Source organism: Bacteroides sp. AM16-24, from assembly GCF_003471885.1.
In the GTDB taxonomy this organism is placed as follows: domain Bacteria; phylum Bacteroidota; class Bacteroidia; order Bacteroidales; family Bacteroidaceae; genus Bacteroides.
The window spans coordinates 18904-39246 of sequence record NZ_QRKI01000012.1; the positions used below are offsets into that span (position 1 = coordinate 18904).

At 45.4% G+C, this 20343-nt stretch carries 18 protein-coding genes and 2 pseudogenes; 8 read left to right on the forward strand and 12 right to left on the reverse strand.

Going from position 1 to position 20343, the window contains the following annotated elements; all coding sequences use genetic code 11:
• Window positions 1-5 precede the first annotated feature (5 nt).
• On the forward strand, window positions 6-455 hold the full coding sequence (locus tag DW182_RS14325) for a hypothetical protein (protein ID WP_021968149.1): 450 nt from the start codon (window positions 6-8) through the stop codon (window positions 453-455).
• Window positions 456-523: 68 nt separating this feature from the next.
• On the opposite strand, the gene DW182_RS14330 is transcribed toward DW182_RS14325, so the two are convergent.
• The 12 genes and pseudogenes from DW182_RS14330 to argR all read right to left on the reverse strand — a co-directional run bounded on the left by DW182_RS14330 (window position 524) and on the right by argR (window position 10034).
• Complete coding sequence (locus DW182_RS14330) at window positions 524-721, reverse strand: DUF2007-related protein (protein WP_025834708.1); 198 nt, start codon at window positions 719-721, stop codon at window positions 524-526.
• A 138-nt stretch (window positions 722-859) separates the two neighbouring features.
• Window positions 860-2515: an AMP-binding protein gene (locus DW182_RS14335; RefSeq protein ID WP_044532233.1), complete on the reverse strand. Its 1656-nt coding sequence runs from the start codon at window positions 2513-2515 to the stop codon at window positions 860-862.
• A 2-nt stretch (window positions 2516-2517) separates the two neighbouring features.
• A complete protein-coding gene (locus DW182_RS14340) occupies window positions 2518-3072 on the reverse strand; it encodes a helix-turn-helix domain-containing protein (RefSeq protein ID WP_115503110.1) in 555 nt (184 codons plus the stop codon).
• A gap of 128 nt (window positions 3073-3200) precedes the next feature.
• The gene (proC, locus tag DW182_RS14345; protein ID WP_118295928.1) at window positions 3201-3974 is read right to left on the reverse strand and encodes a pyrroline-5-carboxylate reductase; all 774 of its coding nucleotides are present in this window, start codon (window positions 3972-3974) and stop codon (window positions 3201-3203) included.
• Between the two features lie 62 nt (window positions 3975-4036).
• Window positions 4037-4255, reverse strand: a complete 219-nt coding sequence (locus tag DW182_RS22790) for an AraC family transcriptional regulator (protein ID WP_370449814.1) — start codon at window positions 4253-4255, stop codon at window positions 4037-4039.
• Window positions 4256-4574: 319 nt separating this feature from the next.
• Window positions 4575-4877 (reverse strand): annotated as a pseudogene (locus tag DW182_RS22795) (FimB/Mfa2 family fimbrial subunit); the annotation flags it as partial.
• 336 nt (window positions 4878-5213) lie between these two features.
• Window positions 5214-6335, reverse strand: a complete 1122-nt coding sequence (locus DW182_RS14355; RefSeq protein WP_118295930.1) for an aspartate aminotransferase family protein — start codon at window positions 6333-6335, stop codon at window positions 5214-5216.
• A 33-nt stretch (window positions 6336-6368) separates the two neighbouring features.
• A complete protein-coding gene (gene argC / locus DW182_RS14360) occupies window positions 6369-7337 on the reverse strand; it encodes an N-acetyl-gamma-glutamyl-phosphate reductase (protein WP_118295931.1) in 969 nt (322 codons plus the stop codon).
• A 10-nt stretch (window positions 7338-7347) separates the two neighbouring features.
• Window positions 7348-7560: a PspC domain-containing protein gene (locus tag DW182_RS14365; RefSeq protein ID WP_025832193.1), complete on the reverse strand. Its 213-nt coding sequence runs from the start codon at window positions 7558-7560 to the stop codon at window positions 7348-7350.
• Window positions 7561-7565: 5 nt separating this feature from the next.
• Window positions 7566-8774, reverse strand: a complete 1209-nt coding sequence (locus DW182_RS14370) for an argininosuccinate synthase (protein WP_118295932.1) — start codon at window positions 8772-8774, stop codon at window positions 7566-7568.
• A 125-nt stretch (window positions 8775-8899) separates the two neighbouring features.
• Window positions 8900-9457, reverse strand: coding sequence for a GNAT family N-acetyltransferase (locus DW182_RS14375; RefSeq protein ID WP_118296002.1), 558 nt, complete (start codon window positions 9455-9457; stop codon window positions 8900-8902).
• Window positions 9458-9560: 103 nt separating this feature from the next.
• Entirely contained in the window at window positions 9561-10034 is a 474-nt protein-coding gene (gene argR / locus DW182_RS14380; protein ID WP_118295933.1) for an arginine repressor, read from the reverse strand.
• A 748-nt stretch (window positions 10035-10782) separates the two neighbouring features.
• On the opposite strand from argR, the gene DW182_RS22550 reads away from it, so the two are divergent.
• The 7 genes and pseudogenes from DW182_RS22550 (at window position 10783) to rhaD (ending at window position 20339) form a co-directional block, all read left to right on the forward strand.
• Window positions 10783-11007, forward strand: coding sequence for a hypothetical protein (locus DW182_RS22550; protein WP_044535521.1), 225 nt, complete (start codon window positions 10783-10785; stop codon window positions 11005-11007).
• A gap of 422 nt (window positions 11008-11429) precedes the next feature.
• Window positions 11430-12554: pseudogene (locus tag DW182_RS14390) on the forward strand (glycoside hydrolase family 105 protein); the annotation flags it as partial.
• A 31-nt stretch (window positions 12555-12585) separates the two neighbouring features.
• The gene (locus tag DW182_RS14395; protein ID WP_118295935.1) at window positions 12586-15414 is read left to right on the forward strand and encodes a glycosyl hydrolase; all 2829 of its coding nucleotides are present in this window, start codon (window positions 12586-12588) and stop codon (window positions 15412-15414) included.
• A 177-nt stretch (window positions 15415-15591) separates the two neighbouring features.
• Window positions 15592-17049: a rhamnulokinase family protein gene (locus DW182_RS14400; RefSeq protein ID WP_117691844.1), complete on the forward strand. Its 1458-nt coding sequence runs from the start codon at window positions 15592-15594 to the stop codon at window positions 17047-17049.
• Window positions 17050-17115: 66 nt separating this feature from the next.
• Window positions 17116-18369: an L-rhamnose isomerase gene (locus tag DW182_RS14405; RefSeq protein ID WP_007660398.1), complete on the forward strand. Its 1254-nt coding sequence runs from the start codon at window positions 17116-17118 to the stop codon at window positions 18367-18369.
• Between the two features lie 36 nt (window positions 18370-18405).
• Window positions 18406-19437, forward strand: a complete 1032-nt coding sequence (gene rhaT / locus DW182_RS14410) for an L-rhamnose/proton symporter RhaT (protein ID WP_118295936.1) — start codon at window positions 18406-18408, stop codon at window positions 19435-19437.
• Between the two features lie 92 nt (window positions 19438-19529).
• Entirely contained in the window at window positions 19530-20339 is an 810-nt protein-coding gene (rhaD, locus tag DW182_RS14415) for a rhamnulose-1-phosphate aldolase (protein WP_118295937.1), read from the forward strand.
• The last annotated feature ends 4 nt before the right edge of the window (window positions 20340-20343 follow it).

A 20343-nucleotide genomic window follows, 5' to 3' on the forward strand; every position in this document is an offset into this window, starting at 1 on the left:
GCGCTATGAAAAAGTTGTTATTTCTGTTCCTGCTGATTTGTTGCTGTGCCTGTGAAGAAGATAGAAGTGTAGACCCGACATTGATGCCGGAAGCTACAACTACAGGTGAAAATACATTGGGTTGTCTGATAGACGGTTGGGTATATACCAGTGGGCGGTATGGAATACCATCTGCTCGTTTTTATGATGATGAGGAAAATCATTATGTTGCAATTGATGCGGAAGTCGGTATCTTTAGTGGTTTGCATCTGGTGATTGTGAATCCCCGACAAGGAGCTGGTTGTACTTACATAGATGCTGTTTTTGATAGAGAAGATTTGGAAGATGGTGAAGCCTATATTACTCGTATGGATGGAACCATTATCAGTGGCACATTTAGTGGTGGGAGTATCAAAGAGGGGCGTTTTGATATAAAATATCGTGAGAAACCCGAAGGTGGAGAAGCGGTATATTGATATAAAAACTGCCCCTGAAGGAATTTCTTCCAAGGGGCAGTCTTTTTCACTTCGTCTTCTCTCAAGTCTTATAAAGCCTTTCGGTTGCTGATAACCCGTACAGCAGCGGTGTACTGTTGACAGGGAACAGACACATGAATGCCGTTGCCTTTGTCTTCAGTTGAAGCGTTGATGTAAGCTGACTTTAACAGCTGCTTCACGCTTTCCACTTCCCAGGGACTACCTGCGAAAACGTTAATCTGAGAAATCTTTCTACTTGTAATCATGTGCTTTAAATCTTTTAGTTGTACTTTCCGGTCGCAAATGTAAGCGGTTTGCGGGAAACAGAATAACTCAAATTGATCAAAAAGTAACATAAAAGGTGCAAACGATTTAGAAGTAGCCTATTCCTTCTATTTTTTCCTTTATTTTGTATCGTTCTTCCGGATTTCCACACGACGGATCTTTCCACTGATGGTTTTCGGTAGTTCGTCTACAAATTCAATCACACGTGGGTACTTGTAAGGAGCTGTCACTTTTTTTACATGATTTTGCAATTCCTTGATAAGCTCTTCACCCTCTTTCCCTTTATATTCTTTAGCCAGTACGATGGTAGCTTTCACTACCTGACCGCGGATTTCATCGGGTACGCCTGTGATGGCACATTCTATTACAGCGGGATGCGTCATCAAGGCACTTTCCACTTCGAATGGGCCGATACGATAACCGGAGCTCTTGATCACATCGTCTGCACGGCCTACAAACCAAAGATAACCGTCTTCATCTTTCCAGGCAACGTCTCCCGTATAGTAGATACCATTATTCCAAGCTTCGTGTGTACGCTCCGGATCACGGTAGTACTCTTTAAACAATCCCAACGGCTTGCCTTTATCCGTGCGAATTACGATTTGTCCCTGTTCGCCGGCTTCCACAGAACGACCGTCGTTGTCTATCAGGTCTACATCATATTGTGGATTGGGCAATCCCATGCTACCCGGTTTCGGTTCCATCCAAGGCATAGTGGCGATGGTCAGGGTGGTTTCTGTTTGTCCGAATCCTTCCATCAGTTTGATACCAGTCAGTTTCTTGAAGGTTTCGAATACAGCAGGGTTCAGTGCTTCACCGGCAATTGTACAATATTGCAGGGACGAGAGGTTGTACTTCGTCAGGTCTTCGTGAATGAGGAAACGGAAGATGGTGGGAGGGGCACAAAGAGAGGTTACATGATAATCCTGTATCTTCTCCAGAATGGCAGCGGGAGTAAACTTTTCGTGATCATATACGAATATATTTGCTCCGGCAATCCATTGTCCGTAAAGTTTGCCCCATACAGCCTTTCCCCAGCCGGTATCGGCAATAGTAAGGTGCAGGCTATTTTCCGTCAGATTGTGCCAGAAACTACCGGTGACAATGTGTCCCAGTGGATAAGTGAAGTCATGGGCAACCATTTTCGGCTCACCTGTGGTTCCGCTGGTGAAGTACATCAACGAAATGTCTTCATTCGTATTCGGATGTTCCGGTTTCACGAAAGGTGCAGCATTCTCGATGCCTTTGTGGAAATCATCGAATCCTTCAGCTACTTCAGGTCCTACGCTGACGAGTTTCTTCACGCTGGGTGAATCTGGCATGGCAGCTGTGATATGCTCCGTGATAACCGATTCGCCGGCACAAACAATCATTTTGATATCCGCGGCATTGCAGCGATATACAATATCTTTTTTGGTCAGCAAGTGAGTGGCAGGAATAACGACAGCACCGAGTTTATGCAAAGCTATAATGCTGAACCAGAATTCAAAACGACGTTTCAATATCAACATTACCATGTCACCATGACCGATGCCGAGGCTTTGGAAATACGAAGCTGTCATGTCCGTATAGCGTTTCATGTCGGCAAACGTAAACTGGTGGTGTTCACCCTTATCATTAGTCCATAACAATGCAGGTTTGTCAGGTTGTTCGGTAGCCCAGGCGTCTACTACATCGTATCCGAAGTTGAAGTTTTCCGGTACGTTTATTTTGAAATTTTTGATAAAATCCTCTTGTGTAGTGAAAGAGGTTTGCGATAAAAATCTTTCTACCATGATTACATTATTATTGCCAGGAATCGTACCGTCTTTCCATCCAGCGCTTTCATGCCATGTGGCAGCTTGGAGTTGAAGTAAAGGCTGTCCCCTTCGTTTAGTATAAGTTCTTTGCCGTCGATGTTGACCATCATGCGCCCTTCCAGTACGAGGCTGAATTCTTGTCCGGCGTGGCTGTTGTAGTGTATCGGTTCGCTATCCGGTTTCGGTTCTACGGTCACGATGAACGGATCGGCGCTACGATTCATGAAGCCTGCGGCAAGCGATTGGTATTTGTAGGCTTTAGTACGTTCAATACTGGTTCCTTTTCCGGCACGGGTTAGGAAATAGGAGCTCATCTTCGGTTCTTCGCCGAACATCAGTGCATCCAACGAAACTCCGTATCTGCGCGCAATCTTTTGCAGCATGCTGACGGAAATATCAAACTCTCCCGATTCTGCGAGACGGTATTCTTCGGCAGAAATATCACATTCGCGTGCAATGTCTTCGGCTGTCAGTTCCAGTACATCACGAAGGCCACGGAGGCGTTCGGCAATTTGCTTAATTTGTTCGTCCATGTGGTTGTTTATTTAATGAATTAATACTGTGGCATTATAAATGATAATGGTTGCTGTATAATTGATACTATCTGTCATCCTGAGCGTAGTCTGCGGACTATTGGCGCATTAGTCACATCAGCACATCGTCACACGCTTTTCTTCAGGGCGTTGATGATGGCTGAGGTGTAGCCTCCATGTTCCAGCTCGTTGATGCCCCGGATGGTGATGCCGCCGGGGGTGCATACTTTATCAATTTCTACGCTGGGGTGCGTGTCGTTGTTCAGTATCAGCTCGGCTGCTCCTTTCACGGTTTGCGCCACCATGCGCATGCCGTCCTGGGGGTAGATGCCCATTTCGATGCCGGCTTGCATGGCTGCCTGGATGTACTTCAGTACGTATGCGATGCCGCAGGAAGTCATGGAAGTGGCGGCGGCGAATTTTTCTTCGGGGATGAGCAAGGCAAGGCCCATCTGGTTGAAGATGTCCAGCATCAGTTGTTCCTGCTCCGGGGTGGCGTTGCGGCTGGCGATGAGCGTCATGCTCTCCATTTCGCTGACGGCGGTGTTGGGGATGATGCGGAACATGGTCATTTCCTTGTCGGCCACGTTCTGTGCCAGTTCTTCGAAAGAGATGCCGGCTGCAACGGAGATAAGTATTTGTTTGCTTTTCAGCTTCAGCTCGCGCAGCACGGGCTTGATGAGCCAGGGCTTCACGGCGAGTATGATGAATTCGGCGCCGGTGACAGCTTCCTGATTGTCGTGAGTGGTCTGCAAGGCGGGGAACTCGGCTTTCAGCTTGTCCAGTTTGCCTTGCGAGGGGTTAGAAACGATGATATCGCTGGCGGGAATGATGCTTCCCTTTGCCAGTCCGCGGGCGATGGAGCCGCCCATGTTTCCGGCTCCGATGATTGCTGTTTTCATATCATTCTGTTATTAAAAGGGTTGACGATGGGCAAAGGTAGATATTTTTTTCGTCTATCGGCTTATTTGCTTTCTTCTTTTTCATCCATTCCCTTCACTGCGTTGCGATAATCGGCGGGTGACAGGTTGTATTCCTTCTGGAAGAGGCGGTAGAAGTGGCGCACGGTGCCGAAGCCGGACTCTTGGGCGACGGTGGCGATTTTGATGTACTCCGAGGTTTCGAGGTAGTACTCGGCCAGGTGGGTTTGGGCGTCGGCGGCGGCCGCTGCCACCGCCTTCACTTCCCGAGCCGCTTCCGCCCGTGTTCTCCCCGAAGTTGAAGCTGATATTCTCTGCTGTGCCCCATTCTCCAGTGGTGATATTCCCGTCCACGTTGAATCCGTTCTCGTAGTTTCCAACCAGCGAGTAGGGGATGTCGGCTTTCAACATCCCATTGTAAGTGTAGCCATAAGTCTTTGTGATGCTGCTGCCGGTTGTCAGCGCAATGGAGAGCGTCAGTGTGTTGTCGCTTCCCGGCAGGGTGTAAAAGGCGGGTGCTGTCCACGAGCCGTCCGACTGCTTGGTGCACGCTACGGTCACGACCTTTTTCGCTTCCCGGCTTGTTCCGGCCAGGGCTACGAGGCGGTAGCTGCCGTTGGGCAGTGCCAGTACGCTGTTGTCGGTGGAGCTGTTCAGAGTGGCCGATGCTTGCAGTTTGGAGGCGGCGTTGAAAGCGTAGAGCGTGATGGGGTAAGATAAGGTGTCGTTTGCGGAGCTGCCGCGCGTGGTGATGTGCAGTTGGGTGGAGGTTGCCTCCGTTTCGTCGTCATCGTCATCGTCAATGATGTTGACGTAGGAGCCGGTGGAGAAGAGGGCTGTCAACAAGGCAAAGCCCGCCAGAAAAGAAGAAGTTTTGTTCGTCATTCTGTTGATGATTTTACAGTTAGTAATGTCAATGTTCTTTGTCGTGTGGAAGGCGTGTGCGCGTCTCGTGCGATAAAGTGAGTCTAAAAATACAACAGTGGCGCCGATTGGGGTGGCTTTAACCTAACTTCCATGTGACATCTGGAGGAATAAGTTTGTGACATCTCCTTTCAGTATGCTTTCTGAACGGTAAAAAGGAGGAAGAACTGAATAGGCTCTTTTGTACGGTGGGGCGAATATGGAAAAAGCCCCGCCAAGACTTTTGTCTTGGCAGGGCTTTGCTGATTAGATTATTGCTATGTCTTTTTGTAAAGACAAATTCTTATGTGGTATGCGCTATAAAGTTTTGCGGAAGCGCTCGAGGAACATGTCGGCTTCCTCCATGCTGAGGCAGAGAGGCGGCAACAGACGGATGACATGGGTTCCGCTCACACCGGTAAATACATGCTGCTCTTTCAATAGTTTCAAACGTAATTCCTTGATCGGCTCTTCAAATTCAAGGCCAATCATCAGGCCGCGTCCGCGAACTTCCTTGATTTGCGGGAACTTTTTCAGTTCCGTCATCAGGTAGTTACCTACTTTGGCGGTATTTTCTATCAGGTTCTCTTGTTCTATCACATCCAGCACGGCGAGCGCTGCGCTACATGCCAGGTGGTTGCCACCGAAAGTAGTGCCAAGCTGTCCGTAAACGGGGGTGAACATCGGGCTGATAAGTACGCCTGCCATCGGGAAACCATTGCCGATACCTTTGGCTACGGTGATGATGTCGGCTTTGATGCCGTTATGCTGGTGAGCGAAGAACTTGCCACTACGTCCGTAACCGCTTTGGATTTCATCGAGAATCAGCACCGTGTTGTGTGCCGTACAAGCTTCACGCAGGGCATGCATAAATTCATCCGTCGGCAATTGAATACCACCCACACCTTGAATACCTTCGATGATTACTGCACAAACATCCCCTTTAGCCAGTTCAGCTTTCATGGCTTCTATATCGTTCAAAGGCAGATACGTTACGTGTCCGCAATCGTTGATAGGAGCAATGATTTTCGGGTTATTGGTTACTTCTACAGCCAGTGAAGTGCGTCCGTGAAATGCTTTGTTGAAGGAAACAACACGCGTACGTCCATTGTAGAACGAAGCGAGTTTCAAGGCATTCTCGTTGGCTTCTGCACCGCTATTAATCAGGAATAAGGAGTAATCATCATAACCACAAACTTTTCCTAAGCGTTCAGCAACCTGTTCCTGTAACTTGTTGATGACAGAGTTGGAATAAAATCCCAACGTGGCAACTTGCTTGCTTATCATCTCCACGTAGTGCGGATGCGCATGACCAATGGAGATAACGGCATGACCGCCGTAGAGATCGAGGTATTCAGTACCCTTTTCGTCCCATACGTGGCAGCCTTTTCCTTTGACAATATTGATGTCAAAAAGAGGATATACGTCGAATAAATTCATTTCTTTAATTATAAATTACGAAATACGAATTACTTAGAAGGCACTGGGCTTCAATCGCAAGCCGACGGTTTCTTCTAAATTGAACATCAAGTTCATGTTATGTACTGCCTGTCCACTGGCACCTTTCAGCAAGTTGTCGATGCAGGAGATGATAAGTAACTTATCACCATGTTTTTCCAGATGCAGCAGACACTTGTTGGTGTTTACCACTTGCTTCAGGTCGATGTTCTTCTCTACAATGTGTACGAAAGAGTCTTTTGCATAGTATTCTTCGTACATACGGGTGATTTCATCCAGTGCTACTTTGGTTTTTACTACGATGGTAGCAAAAATACCACGCGGGAAATCGCCACGGTAGGGGATAAAGTCGATATCTGCATCAAAGCTGTTCTGTAATTGCTTCAAGGATTGCTTGATTTCGGGAACATGCTGGTGATCGAATGCTTTATAAACGCTCAGGTTATTATTTCGCCAGCTGAAGTGACTGGTTGATCCCGGTTTCACGCCTGCACCGGTGCTGCCGGTGATGGCGTTTACCATGATGTTGTCGTTCAGCATCAGATGCTTGGCGAGAGGCAACAATCCCAATTGGATGCAAGTGGCAAAGCAGCCGGGATTGGCTACATATTTCGCTTTGCAGGTGGCGCGGCGGTTCAGTTCCGGCAGGCCGTAGATGAATTCATGCTCCGGAGAAGCAATACGATAATCCATAGAAAGGTCGATTACTTTCAGTTCCTCAGGGAGGTTATGGCTTTCCATGAACTTCTTCGTATCGCCGTGGGCGGTGCAGAAGAATAATACATCAATTTCATTCAAAGGTAACTCGTCGGTGAAGACAAGATCCGTTTCGCCGTACAATCCTTCGTGTACGTCGGTAATTTTGTTTCCGGCGTTACTAGAGCTGTTGATGAATACGATTTCCGCTTCCGGATGGTTAATCAGCAAGCGTATCAATTCACCTGCCGTATATCCTGCTCCGCCGATGATTCCTACTTTAATCATTGTGTGTTCTTTATCTGTTATATAAGTTTTTCTCTTCAGGGACAATCAACCACATAATAAGGTATACAGGGATACCGGCAAATACGGTGAAAAATGTCAGCAATGCATAACCGATGCGTACGAGAGACGGGTCGAGCCCGAAGTAATTTGCCAGTCCTCCGCAAACGCCGGCAAGCATTCTGTCGCTGCGTGAGCGGGTAAGTTTCCTATTATTATTGTCCATAAGATTTAAATCTCTTCGTCCTTATGATTGTTATAGTACACTCTCAGCGGGGTAGAAGTCACTTTGATAAAACCTTTTGCATCTTCTGCCGTCCAGCCTTTCTGCATTTCGCCGTATTCGCCGAACTTAGTCTTTACCAAATCGTCCTTACTCTCCACACCTACGGTTGAGAAACCTAACGGGCGGAGTTCCAGGATAGCCGTACCGTTCACGTTGCGTTGTGAAGATTCCAGCATGGCTTCGATGTCACGCATTACCGGTTCCAGGTACTGACTTTCGTGCAGGAACATACCGTACCAATTAGCAACTTGGTCTTTCCAGTATTGTTGCCATTTACTCAGCGTATATTTTTCCAGGAATTTATGTGCACCGATAATCAACATCGGGGCAGCAGCTTCGAAACCTACACGGCCTTTGATGCCGATAATCGTATCACCTACGTGCATATCGCGACCAATGCCGTAAGCGGCACCAATTTCTTCCACTTTCTGGATAGCTTTGATGGGATCGTCGAATGTCTCATCGTTTACTGCTTTCAGCTCACCTTTCTCAAAAGTGAGACGCAATTGTTCACTACCTTCTTTAGTGCAGTGTTTCAGGTAAGCCGTTTCGGGCAAGCCTTGTGCTGAATCCAGAATTTCACCACCACAGATGGAAGTACCCCACAAGCCTACATTATAGGAATATTTCAGCTTGGTGAAGTCTGCTGAGAAACCATGTTTGTTCAGATAATCGATTTCTTCTTGGCGGCTCAATGCCATGTCACGGGTCAGTGTGATGATTTCTACACCCGGAGCCAGTACGAGGAATGTCATGTCGAAACGAATCTGGTCGTTACCTGCCCCTGTAGAACCATGAGCGATAGCGTCTGCTCCAATCTCGTTGGCATAACGTGCAATGGCAAGTGCCTGGAAGATACGCTCGGAACTTACGGAAATAGGATAGGTGCCATTACGCAACACGTTACCGAACACCATGTATTTCAAGCTCTTTTCGTAATATTCCTGAGTTACGTCGATAGTAACATATTCTTTTGCGCCCAGTTTATAGGCGTTTTCTTCGTTCGTTTTCAGCTGTTCAGGACTGAAGCCACCGGTGTTTGCACAAGCTGCATACACTTCGTACCCTTTTTCTTTGGCAAGGTACATTACCGTAAATGAAGTATCAAGACCGCCGCTGAATGCGACTACTACTTTTTTCTTCTTTTCTTCCATAATGCTATGTATTATTTTTCTTCTTTTCTTGAGTATTTGTCATTCTGAACGTAGTGAAGAATCTCGTCTCTGTAGTGTGTACAAGGGAAAAGAGATCCTTTGACTACGCTCAGGATGACGGACGGTTATATTTTATCATCTTCATGCAGTTCCGGGTCGTAGAGCATTGCGGTGCAGATGCAGAACTTGCGGTTCTTGGCTACTAATATATCATGGTTGATGCAACCTTCGCAACCTTTCCAGAAGGATTCATCGTCTGTCAATTCATTGAAGGTAACAGGGACATATCCCAGTTCCGTATTCATTTTCATGACGGCAGCTCCGCTGGTGAGGCTGAATACTTTGGCGTTGGGCCATCGCAAGCGTGCCAGGCGGAAGGATGCCATTTTGATACGCTTAGCCAATCCTATGCCGCGAAAGTCGGGATGTACAATCAAACCGGAGGTGGCGACGTATTGTTTGTTTCCCCAGCTTTCGATGTAGGTGAAACCTGCAAACACGTCTCCGCATAAGGCGATGATGGCTTTTCCTTCCTTCATTTTTGTCGCCACATATTCGTGTGTGCGTTCTGCGATGCCCGTTCCACGTACTTTGGCCGCTTCTCTGATGGTATCCAAAATCTTATCCACATAAATTTCGTGAGAGGCGTCAGCCACCATCACGTCCACTTTTTTGGTATCCATTTCGTATTTAATTAATAATTTTAGAATGAAGAATGAAGAATTTTGCTGCGCTATGCAAGTATGCCGCATGGCAATTCTTCATTCTTCATTTTTAGTTCTTCATTTATTCTATGTTAGGGATGATTTGTGACAGGAATTCGCGTACCTCGCTGTGCGAAGCGGCTTCGTGCACTACCAGCATGATGGTGTCGTCACCGGCGATGGTGCCCAAGATAGCGGGACATTCGCGGTTGTCAATGTCATAGGCCATACTGCTGGCATAGCCAGGCCGTGTGCGAATAACGGCAATGTTACCGGAGAATTGCAGGGAAACAAAACCGCTGGTCATCAGCATTTCGCTGGCACTCTGGTCATTGGAACGCTTGTACATGATGTTATTGGGTAATACATATACGTATTTCCCATTCATGTTTGCCGCCTTGGCAACTTTCAGTTGTTTCAAGTCGCGGGAAAGAGTGGCTTGTGTCAGCTCAAAGCCTTCCTTACCTAAAGCTTGCAGCAGTTCTTCCTGAGAACTGACATCTTTGCTTGAGATAATCATCTTGATGGCGTCTAACCGATTGGCTTTTTTCTTCATTTTTCTGTATAATTATTCTAAGAATGGCGCAAAAGTAGGGATAATTTTGGAAAGAATATGCATTAAAGAGAGAAATTTTGTACTTTTTATACTATGAATGCTATGTTTTATGCATAAATCGGAGAATATATGCAATCGAAATCGGAGATTAGGAACTGATTGACCCGTATCTGAGGCGCACTTGCTCCGTACCAAGTCCGGGATTTCTTCGGTCGGAAGTACCTCTGGACGGAGAATGTATGGAGCAAGTGTGCCTCAGGTGCGGGTCAAGTCCGAAGTGGATATGAAGAATTATTCAGTTTGATGCTTTTTCTGGTCTTAAACATATAATGTTTTTACGGAAAACAAACGGTCTTTTACATCAAAACTAATAATGTTATTTGCCATAAGGTTGTACCTTTTTCCTAAAATCCTATCTTATGATATCTATTCCAATTTTTTGTGTATCTTTGTTGCATATTTCTTCAATAGTGAAGAGATGTGTTTTGTGATTTGGAGATCATTTTATTATTCGTACTTTCGGAAATCTGGTAAATTTTAAATAAGAGCGAATAATAAGTGAAAGTCTCCACGTCCGGATTGCATATAACTTTGTTATATACATTTTGTGGCGTGGGGCTATTGCTTGTTATTTTCTTGCCGGTTTACCAGAGCCTCGAAAGTGGATAATATGTCAATAGTTCCCATGCCACTTTTATTATAAGAGCATAGCATAGGGACAACATCAACCTTTAAAACTTATAACACGATGGATGAACCCTTTACTTGCTCCTGCCAAATGAAAACCGACTTAGAAAACTCAGCCGATGTATTTTCCTTTTTTAAAGAGAATTACCCCTTACCCGGTATTGTTGATAATCTGAATAAACTTTCCAATAAGGAACTACGCTGTGCCTGCTGTCTAATGGGGACTGCTTTAATTGCCATTTCCCGAAAGAAAATGATTTGGGGCTGGCTGAAGATAAAGGAATAGATAATGTTGATTCTATTATTTATGGAAACAACAAAAGCAATAAGAAAACTATCAAAATATAAAGAAGGGGTTTCGGTGGAAACCCCTATTTTTGTGCCGTCAGGTATTGGCATGTTCTATAAAATAATCTATGTGAATCTATAAACTATTAAAGGCACATGAAAGAGCTTCTTAGATTTTCAATATTCCTTGTATTAGGTTTATTTGCTTCTCTCACCACAGAAGCAAAGGTGACGCTCCCTGCCATTTTCTCAGATAACATGGTATTGCAACAAAATGCACAAGTGAATGTGTGGGGCAAGGCTACGCCCGGAGAAAAAGTAACTGTTAAAGCATCGTGGGCAGACAAAGTAGTAACAGCAAAAGCAGCTGCCAACGGTAAATGGACATTAAAACTGAAAACTCCGGATGCAATGACCAATCCTTTCCGTACAGATACATGGCAACCGGATTCGTATGCCCGTTGGTTTGCTGATTCGGAGATGGTACGTTTTCCGCAGGCGTATCAGCTGGATCATGGAAAGCGTCTTTTCTTTGGGTATGCACAAGGGGTAGGTTGCTGTGCGATGCTGCAAATGTGGAAGAAGACGGGAGAACGCCGTTACTTTGACTATGTGGAGCAATGGGCAGACTCCTTGATTGATGACAAAGGGGAAATCCATCTGTATCGTGTGGAAACATACAACCTTGACTATATAAATTCAGGTAAGGTTCTGTTCGACTTGTATCGTGAAACTGGTAAGGAGAAATATAAGACGGCAATGGATGCCCTTGTCAGACAGTTGAAAAATCATCCGCGTACGTTGGAAGGTGCTTACTGGCATAAGTTGATTTATCAACACCAGATCTGGTTGGATGGTTTGTATATGGCTTCCCCTTTCCTTGCCCAGTATGGTGCAGAATTCAATAAACCCGAATGGATTGATGAGGCAGTGAAACAATTCACGCTTTGTCAGAAACATACCTATGATGCCAAGACCGGGCTTTATCATCATGCTTGGGATGAAAGTAAGAGCCAGCGTTGGGCTGATCCGGAAACCGGGCATTCCCCTAATTTCTGGGGACGCAGTATCGGCTGGTGGTTTATGGCGATGGTGGATGCATTGGATTATATTCCAGAAGACCATGAAGGCCGTGCCCGGATGATCGGGTGGATACAAGGGTTGGCTGAGGTGTTACCTGCATATCAGGATAAGAATGGTTTGTGGTATCAGGTGCTTGATCAGCCGAAACGGAAAGGAAACTTCCCGGAGGCATCTGTGACAACGCAATTCATGTATGCTTATGCAAAGGCTGTGAACAAGGGATATATTGATGAAAAGTATCGTGCTGTGGCGGAGAAGGCTTTCAATGGTTTGAAGAGCAAATTGATAGTAGAGTGCCAGGATGGTACATTGACATTGACACGCTGCTGTCAGGTAGGCGGCTTGGGTGGACATCCGTATCGCGATGGCAGCTTTGAATATTATATAGGTGAAAAGATGCGGGATAATGATGCGAAAGCAACAGGACCGTTTATTATGGGGTGCATTGAGCTGGGAAAGTGACAAACTGTCGCTTTTATAAATAATATATATCATGAAAAAGAATTTATTAGCAATAATTTTTGCTTCTTTCTGTGCCGGAACCATTTCTGCACAGAACATCTCGTGGCCTGAGGTAACCACGGAAGCTAAACCTGGTGCCCGTTGGTGGTGGATGGGGAGTGCAGTAGATGCGGCTAATCTGACTCGTAATCTGGAAGCATACTCCAAAGCCGGAATGGGGACGATGGAAGTTACTCCTATTTATGGAGTGCAGGGCAATGACGCAAACGAAATTCAGTTCCTTACGCCCGAGTGGATGCGGATGTTGCGCCATACGGAAAGTGAGGCTGCGCGTCTGGGCATGAAGATTGATATGAATACGGGTACGGGATGGCCTTTTGGTGGTCCGGAAGTAGGTATAGAAGATGCTGCCTGTAAATTATTGATTGAAGAATATACATTGAAAGGCGGCGAACGCTTGAATACAACCATAGAAGTGACGGATGAAAAACAACGTCCGTATGCCAAATTGTGTCGGCTGATGGCTTTTAGGGTTCTGACAGACACTTCTACTCCGAAAGAACAAAAAGCTGTGCGCTGCTATGACCTGACATCGAAGATAGAAAACGGAAAGCTGGTATGGAAAGCTCCGAAAGGAGAGTGGCGTTTGATTGCCGCTTTCATAGGAAAAACATTTCAGAAGGTAAAACGTGCTGCACCCGGCGGTGAAGGATATGTGATGAATCACTTCTCGGCAAAAGCTGTGTCCAATTACTTGAATCGTTTTGAACAGGCTTTCTCAGGAAAGACAGCTAATGGAACAGCCGGGACTCCAACTGAGTATCCACATAATTTCTTTAATGATTCTTATGAGGTTTACGGTGCTGACTGGACAGGTGACCTGTTCGAGCAATTTGCTCTTCGTCGTGGATATAAATTGGAGGAGTTCTTGCCCGATTTCCTTTCAGAAGAGCGTACAGAGACTACCCGCCGTGTTATTTCCGATTATCGTGAGACTCTTGCAGAACTGCTTCAGGAGAACTTTACCCGTCAGTGGACGGACTGGGCGCACAAACATGGTTCACGTACCCGTAATCAGGCACACGGCTCACCCGGTAATCTTATAGATCTTTATGCAACGGTCGATGTTCCCGAATGTGAGGGCTTTGGACTGTCGGACTTCGGTATCCGCGGACTACGTAAAGACTCGTTGACTCGTCCTAACGACTCTGATCTCTCCATGCTGAAATATGCTTCTTCGGCGGCACATATCGCAGGAAAGCCTTATACGACTTCGGAGACATTCACTTGGTTGACAGAGCATTTCCGTACTTCACTATCGCAGTGTAAGCCCGATATGGATTTGATGTTCGTTTCCGGTGTGAATCACATGTATTTCCATGGAACGACTTACTCGCCGGCTGAGGCCGCATGGCCGGGATGGAAGTTTTATGCTTCTATTGATATGAGCCCTACAAATAATATCTGGCGGGATGCTCCGGCATTCTTTGATTATGTCACCCGTTGCCAGAGTTTCCTGCAAATGGGACAACCGGATAATGACTTCCTGGTTTATCTGCCTGTTTATGATATGTGGGACGATCAGGACGGTCGTCTGCTGCTTTTCGATATTCATAAGATGGCGAAACGTGCTCCTCGGTTTATAGAGGCAGTGCATCGCATTTATGGTGCAGGATATGATATGGATTATATTTCCGATAACTTTATCCGTAACGCTATGTGTCAGGACGGTAAGATATTGACTTCCGGTGGAGCTTCTTATAAGGCATTGGTAGTTCCCGGTGCGCGCTTGATGCCTGCTGATGTGATGGAGAAATTACTTCGCCTGGCGGATGAGGGAGCTACGATTGTTTTCCTGGAACAGTATCCGGAAGATGTACCGGGATTGAATGATTTGGGTCAACGTCGTGCAGAGTTTAATAAAGCTTTGGCACAAATAAAGGAACGGGAAGGAAAAGGGCATGTCCTTTTCGGAACAGATTATGCCCGCACACTGGCTGCCACCGCCACCGTTCCCGAAGAAATGAAGACTACTTTTGGATTGAGTAGCATCCGCCGCTCACATTCCGAAGGATACCACTATTTTATCTCAGCTTTAAAGACAGAAGACACTGAAAGTTGGATACCATTGGCTGTACAGGCACGTTCTGCAATGCTTTATAATCCGATGAATGGTACATCCGGTAAGGCGCGGTTGCGTCAGAATAATGGCAGGACAGAAGTCTTCCTGCAATTGGCATCCGGTGAGTCTATTATTCTGAAAACATTTACAGATCACGATGTTGCCGTACCGGAATATGGGTATTGGACAGCTATGCCCCAGGACGAAGCGGCAAAGATACTTCCGGGTGCTTGTACTTTTGCCGGTAAATGGGGATTTAGTTTCGTAGAAGCAATGCCTGCGGTAAGTAATGTACCGGATAGTGTTTCTCTTGGTTCGTGGACGGAAATAGCTGCCGAAGGTGTGAAAAATACAATGGGGACAGCTTGTTATACCACCACATTCACTTTGAAAACTCCTGCTGAGGCTGGAGAATGGATGCTTGATCTTGGCGATGTTCGCGAGAGCGCACGTGTACGCATTAATGGACAAGAGGTAGCTACGCTTATAGCTGTTCCTTACCGTTGTTTAGTGGGTAAATATCTTCGTCCGGGTGTGAATACACTTGAAGTGGAAGTAACGAATCTGCCTGCCAACCGTATTGCGGATATGGATCGTCGTAATGTGCCTTGGCGTATCTATAAAGATGCCAATATTGTGAATATCCATTATAAGAAGGATAATTATGGAAAGTGGGAATCGGTGCCAAGTGGTTTGTTGGGGCCTGTGCGCTTGATTCCGATGCAGAGTATAAAATGATAATTTAGCGTTCTGCGCTAAATTATCATTTATGTACCATATTATCTTTTGAGCGTTTGCATATACAGTATCCTTTGTGGTAAGAATATCAGAAATAACATCTTTTCAATCAAAACTAATACAGAGTATAGGGGAGTAATCCCCTATTTTTGTATCGTCAAAAATCTATTTAATATCATGAAACATTGCTTTTTTGCGGTTGATTTGGGTGCTACCAGCGGCCGTACCATACTGGGAACATTCACTCCGCAAGGATTAGAACTACAAGATGTGAACCGCTTCCCTAACCATCTGATTGAAGTTGGAGGACATTACTACTGGGATATCTACGAATTGTACCGTCATATTCTGGAAGGTTTGAAACTGGCTGCCCGGATGGATGATGTGCAGATAACCTCTATTGGAATTGATACCTGGGGAGTCGATTTTGTATGTGTGGGTAAAGATGGTGGTTTGCTTCGTCAGCCCTATTCTTATCGTGATCCGCATACGATGGGAGCTCCTGAGGCTTTTTTTGCCCGCGTTCCCCGCAAGCAGGTATATGGATGGACAGGTATTCAGATCATGAATTTCAATTCGCTTTTCCAGTTGGATACTTTACGCCGGAATAAGGATAGTGCACTGGAAATGGCTGATAAGATCCTTTTCATGCCGGATGCACTTAGTTATTTACTGACCGGAGAGATGGTGACTGAATATACCATTGCCAGTACGGCTCAATTGGTAAATGCTGAAACGCGTCGTCTGGAACCGGCATTGCTGAAAGAGCTTGGATTAACGGAAGATAACTTCGGGCGTTTTGTATATCCGGGTGAGAAAATAGGCGTATTGACCAAAGAAATACAAACGATTACCGGACTGGGAGCAATACCTGTGATTGCAGTTGCCGGACATGACACGGCTTCCGCTGTGGCTGCCGTACCAGCATTGGACCGTAACTTTGCTTATCTGAGCAGTGGCACATGGTCATTGATGGGAGTGGAGACAGATGCACCGGTTATTAATGAAGAAACAGAAGCACTGAACTTCACGAATGAAGGAGGTGTTGCGGGGACGATTCGTTTACTGAAGAATATTTGTGGCATGTGGTTGTTGGAACGCTGCCGTTGCGATTGGGAAGAAATATCTTATCCTGAGCTGATTGCTGAAGCAGAGGCATGCGAACCTTTCCGTAGTCTGATAAATCCGGATGATGTTCTGTTTGCCAACCCGATGAATATGGAACAGGCTATTCGTACTTATTGCGCTGACCATCATCAACCGATACCGGAGACACGTGGACAAATTGTACGTTGTATTTTTGAAAGCCTGTCACTGCGCTATCGCCAAGTTTTGGAGAACCTGTGCAGCCTTTCTCCCCGTCCTGTAGAAGTACTGCACGTTATTGGAGGAGGAAGCCGTAATGATTTGCTGAATCAGTGGACTGCCAATGCGGTAGGTATTCCTGTTGTTGCCGGACCGTCGGAGGCGACCGCTATCGGCAACGTAATGATACAAGCTCTCACAGCAGGTGCAGCAAGTGACATTGTTTCCATGCGCCAACTTATCAATCGTTCTATTCCATTGAAGACTTTTACTCCGGAGAACGTTGAAGTTTGGAATACCGCTTATCTGCATTTCTTGCAGTTAGCCTAATATTACTTGTCAGTGATAACGTATAACTAATAAATTATAACTAATAACTAAAAAACTAGTACCATCATGAAAGAAGAATTGATTCAAAAAGCCTATGAAGTGGCAAAAGAACGTTACGCAGCTATCGGCGTAGATGTAGAGAAAGCAATGGACACCTTGCAAAAGATTTCCCTCTCCCTGCATTGCTGGCAGGCAGATGATGTAGCCGGATTTGAAGCACAGGGTGCATTGACCGGAGGCATTCAGGCTACCGGAAACTATCCTGGCAAGGCTCGTAATATGGAAGAACTGAGACAAGACGTATTGAAAGCAGCCAGCTATATTCCTGGAACTCACCGCTTGAATCTTCATGAAATCTATGGTGACTTCGGTGGCAAATTTGTTGACCGTGACCAAGTAGAACCGGCTCACTTCGAAAGTTGGATACAGTGGGCAGCTGAAAATAATATGAAGTTGGATTTCAATTCCACTTCTTTCTCTCATCCGAAGAGTGGTAATCTTTCCCTTTCTAATCCTGATAAAGGTATTCGTGACTTCTGGGTAGAGCATACAAAGCGTTGCCGTGCTATTGCAGAAGAGATGGGTAAGCGCCAGGGTGATCCTTGTATCATGAATCTGTGGGTACATGATGGCAGCAAGGATATCACTGTGAACCGTATGTTGTATCGTGAATTACTGAAGGATTCTCTGGATCGCATTTTCGAAGTGGAATACAAGAATATGAAAGACTGTGTGGAGTCTAAAGTATTTGGTATCGGTCTGGAAAGTTATACGGTAGGTTCCAATGACTTCTATATTGGTTATGGTGTGAGCCGTAATAAGATTGTTACACTGGATACAGGCCACTTCCACCCGACTGAAAGCGTTGCGGACAAACTGTCTTCTTTATTGTTATTCATTCCGGAAATCATGTTGCATGTGAGCCGTCCGGTACGTTGGGATTCTGACCACGTGACGATTATGAATGATGAAACAATGGATCTCTGCAAAGAAATTGTACGTTGTAATGCTTTGGATCGCGTACATATCGGTCTGGATTATTTTGATGCTTCTATTAACCGTATCGGTGCGTATGTTATAGGTAGCCGTGCTACACAGAAATGTGTGTTGCAAGCTCTGTTGGAACCGCTGGATACTTTGCGCAAATATGAAGCAAATGATCAGTTATTTGAGCGTCTTGCTTTGCTCGAAGAAGGAAAATCTTTACCTTGGAATGCAGTTTGGGATATGTTCTGCTTAAAGAACGGTGTACCTGTAGGTGAAGAATTCATTACTGAGATACAGAAATACGAAGCAGACGTTACGTCGAAACGTAATTAAGTGATTAATGGTTAGTGATTACTAAACGTTATTATCATGAATACACTGATAGGATTGTTGATTATAGCTATCGGGAGCTTCGGGCAGAGTAGTTCGTATGTACCCATTAACAAGGTGAAAAACTGGTCGTGGGAGAGTTTCTGGCTTGTACAGGGAATCTTTGCATGGCTTGTTTTCCCGTTGTTGGGGGCATTGCTTGCCATTCCGGCGGGAAGTTCGCTGATTGAACTTTGGGGGGCAGGCGGTGCTTTGCCTGCTATGGTTTATGGTGTTCTGTGGGGCGTAGGTGGATTGACCTTTGGGTTAAGTATGCGTTATCTGGGTGTAGCACTTGGACAAAGTATAGCCCTCGGTACATGCGCCGGATTCGGAACACTCTTCCCTGCTTTGTTTGCCGGAAAAGATTTGCTGCATGGTGAAGGACTGATGCTACTTATTGGCGTCTGCATAACGCTGGCTGGTATTGCTATCATCGGATATGCCGGTAGTCTTCGCTCTAAGAATATGACGGAAGAAGAAAAACGGGCAGCTGTTAAGGACTTTGCCCTGACGAAAGGTTTGCTCGTGGCATTGCTGGCAGGTGTGATGAGTGCGTGTTTTGCTCTTGGGTTGGATGCCGGAACACCTATCAAAGGAGCTGCTTTGGTAGGTGGAGTAGAAGCTCTTTATGCTGGTTTACCTGTAATTTTCCTAGTTACTCTCGGTGGTTTCTGTACAAATGCTGTTTATTGTATTTGGCAGAATATCAAGAATAAAACCGGTAAGGAATATTTCTCTGTAAAAGGTACGACATTGACGAATAATCTCTTATTTTGTGCTCTTGCCGGTGTACTGTGGTATTCACAGTTCTTTGGTCTTGAAATGGGTAAGAGTTTCCTGACAGACAGTCCTATACTTCTTGCTTTCTCTTGGAGTATCCTGATGTCACTGAATGTTACGTTCAGTAATGTTTGGGGTATTTTGCTGAAAGAGTGGAAAGGTGTCAGCAATACTACGATTGCCGTTCTTATCTTAGGCTTGGTGGTTCTGATATCTTCCATTATAGTAGTGGCAATGGCACAGGTATAATAGTGTATAGCTACGAGTTACGAGCTACAAGTACTTTTCGGTATGATAGCGCAGCAACTCGTAGCTTATAAATCGTAACTTAATTTATTATAATGAAATCAATTCTTGAAAATCGCCAGGCATTGACTTATGCAGTCAATCAAGTGGCAGAAGTTGCCGGATATCTCTGGCAAAAGGGATGGGCTGAACGTAATGGCGGCAACATCACACTGAATATTACTGAATTTGTAGACGATGAGATAAAGGCGTTGCCTGCTATTAGCGATGTAAAGCAGATCGGTGCTACTCTACCTTATCTGAAAGGTTGCTATTTCTATTGCAAAGGAACTAATAAGCGTATGCGCGATTTGGCTCGTTGGCCGATGGAACATGGTTCTGTAATTCGTATTCTGGATGACTGTGCCAGTTATGTGATTATTGCGGATCATCCTGTGATGCCTACTTCTGAATTACCTGCCCATCTCAGTGTACACAATCGTCTGATTGAGAAAGGTTCGCCTTATAAAGCTTCGTTGCATACTCATCCCATTGAATTGATTGCTATGACTCATTGTAAGAAATTCCTTGAAAAAGATGTTGCTACCAATTTGCTTTGGAGTATGATTCCCGAAACTAAGGCTTTCTGTCCGCGTGGTTTGGGTATTATTCCTTATGAATTGCCAAGCTCCGTAAAATTGGCAGAAGCTACCATCGAACAATTGGAAGATTATGATGTGGCTATGTGGGAAAAGCATGGTGTATTTGCAGTGGATGTGGATATCATGTCGGCTTTCGATCAGGTGGATGTACTGAATAAGTCTGCCCTGATTTATATTGCAGCCAAAAATATGGGCTTTGAACCTGACGGTATGAGCCAAGAACAAATGCAGGAAATGACTCGTGCATTTAATCTGCCTAAATGATTCT

Coding starts and splice junctions, on each gene's coding strand:
- DW182_RS14325 (WP_021968149.1), top strand. CDS start 6: ATGAAAAAGTTGTTATTTCTGTTCCTGCTGATTTGTTGCTGTGCCTGT.
- DW182_RS14330 (WP_025834708.1), bottom strand. CDS start 721: ATGATTACAAGTAGAAAGATTTCTCAGATTAACGTTTTCGCAGGTAGT.
- DW182_RS14335 (WP_044532233.1), bottom strand. CDS start 2,515: ATGGTAGAAAGATTTTTATCGCAAACCTCTTTCACTACACAAGAGGAT.
- DW182_RS14340 (WP_115503110.1), bottom strand. CDS start 3,072: ATGGACGAACAAATTAAGCAAATTGCCGAACGCCTCCGTGGCCTTCGT.
- proC (WP_118295928.1), bottom strand. CDS start 3,974: ATGAAAACAGCAATCATCGGAGCCGGAAACATGGGCGGCTCCATCGCC.
- DW182_RS14355 (WP_118295930.1), bottom strand. CDS start 6,335: ATGAATTTATTCGACGTATATCCTCTTTTTGACATCAATATTGTCAAA.
- argC (WP_118295931.1), bottom strand. CDS start 7,337: ATGATTAAAGTAGGAATCATCGGCGGAGCAGGATATACGGCAGGTGAA.
- DW182_RS14365 (WP_025832193.1), bottom strand. CDS start 7,560: ATGGACAATAATAATAGGAAACTTACCCGCTCACGCAGCGACAGAATG.
- DW182_RS14370 (WP_118295932.1), bottom strand. CDS start 8,774: ATGGAAGAAAAGAAGAAAAAAGTAGTAGTCGCATTCAGCGGCGGTCTT.
- DW182_RS14375 (WP_118296002.1), bottom strand. CDS start 9,457: ATGGATACCAAAAAAGTGGACGTGATGGTGGCTGACGCCTCTCACGAA.
- argR (WP_118295933.1), bottom strand. CDS start 10,034: ATGAAGAAAAAAGCCAATCGGTTAGACGCCATCAAGATGATTATCTCA.
- DW182_RS22550 (WP_044535521.1), top strand. CDS start 10,783: ATGGATGAACCCTTTACTTGCTCCTGCCAAATGAAAACCGACTTAGAA.
- DW182_RS14395 (WP_118295935.1), top strand. CDS start 12,586: ATGAAAAAGAATTTATTAGCAATAATTTTTGCTTCTTTCTGTGCCGGA.
- DW182_RS14400 (WP_117691844.1), top strand. CDS start 15,592: ATGAAACATTGCTTTTTTGCGGTTGATTTGGGTGCTACCAGCGGCCGT.
- DW182_RS14405 (WP_007660398.1), top strand. CDS start 17,116: ATGAAAGAAGAATTGATTCAAAAAGCCTATGAAGTGGCAAAAGAACGT.
- rhaT (WP_118295936.1), top strand. CDS start 18,406: ATGAATACACTGATAGGATTGTTGATTATAGCTATCGGGAGCTTCGGG.
- rhaD (WP_118295937.1), top strand. CDS start 19,530: ATGAAATCAATTCTTGAAAATCGCCAGGCATTGACTTATGCAGTCAAT.